This window comes from Saccharomonospora iraqiensis subsp. paurometabolica YIM 90007, from assembly GCF_000231035.2.
In the GTDB taxonomy this organism is placed as follows: domain Bacteria; phylum Actinomycetota; class Actinomycetes; order Mycobacteriales; family Pseudonocardiaceae; genus Saccharomonospora; species Saccharomonospora paurometabolica.
Window position 1 is genome coordinate 23,435 of sequence record NZ_KI912234.1, and the last position, 1,286, is coordinate 24,720.

Genomic DNA, 1,286 nt, shown 5'->3' on the forward strand with positions numbered 1-1,286 from the left:
CGGCACTGACGCTCGCCGCCGACGACGGTGTCGTCCTGACCGGCCGGCTGTCGACGTCGACCGCGCCGTGGCTGGGCGACCACGTGGTCGGCGGCCGGGTCGTGGTGCCGGGAACGGCGCTGCTCGACCTGGTGCTGGCGGCAGGCCGGCAGACGGGTGTCCCGCACGTGGACGGGCTGACCCTGCACGAACCGCTGCCCGTGCCCGCCACCGTGCAGGTCTCCGTGGGCGCGGGGGAAGACTCGCGGCCCGTCACGGTGTTCGCCCGGTGCGACTCCCCCGACGAGTGGGTCCGGCACGCCAGCGGAACGTTGCACGCCGAGCCGGTCGAGTTCGAGATGGCGGAGTGGCCCGCTGAGCTCGAGGAGCTCGCGCTCGACGGCCTGCACGACCGGTTCGCCGAGGGCGGCATCAACTACGGCCCCGCCTTCCGGGGGTTGGCCCGTGCCTGGCGGCACGGCGACGAGATCCTGGCCGAGGCGTCGACCGACGGCGACGTGCGGGGCTTCGGCGTGCACCCGGCGCTGCTGGACTCCGTCCTGCATGCCCTCGCCACCGCCGACGGCAGCCCTGCCCTGCCCTTCGACTGGCAAGGCGTCACCGTGCACGCCACCGATGCCCACGCAGTGCGTGCCCGCCTCACCCCGGCGGGCCCCGACGCCGTCAGGCTCGTGGTCACGACTCCCGACGGTGCCCCGGTGCTGACCGCCGAACGCCTCGGTTTCCGCCCCGAGGACCGCACCGCTCCCGCCGAACCCCTGTACCGTCTCGAGTGGGCTCCGGTCCCGTCGATCGGGGCCATCCCCGTGGACCTCGCCGGGGCGCACACCGACCTTCCCGCCCCCCTCACCGTCCGCTGCCCGGCGGGAACGACGCCCGCCGACGTCCTTCCCCTGCTCCAAGCCTGGTCGAACCGGGCGGACGGCCTGCTCACCCTCGCCGTCCACCCCGACCCCGGGGGACTGGGCGCGGCGGGCCTGACCCGCACCGCCGCCGCCGAGCACCCGGGCCGCTTCGCCGTCGTCGAGACCCCCGACTCCGTCCTGTTGCCCACGTCGGACGAGGCATGGACCCGCGTCAGCGATGGCGTCCTCCAGGCACCCCGGCTGGTCCGGGTCAGCGCCGCCGGTCGGGGTGACCCGTTCCCCGCCGACGCGACGGTGCTCGTCACCGGCGGCACCGGAACCCTCGGCGCCGAGGTCGCCAAGCACCTCGCGCGGCGCGGTGTCCGCAGCTTCGTGCTCGCCAGCCGTCGCGGGCCCGACGCGCCCGGCGCCGCGGACCTC

1 protein-coding gene is annotated in these 1,286 nt (G+C 76.0%); it reads left to right on the forward strand.

What is annotated here, in order from left to right:
• A partial coding sequence (locus SACPADRAFT_RS32730; RefSeq protein ID WP_007027656.1) for a polyketide synthase dehydratase domain-containing protein occupies positions 1–1,286 on the forward strand: 1,286 nt, incomplete at both ends.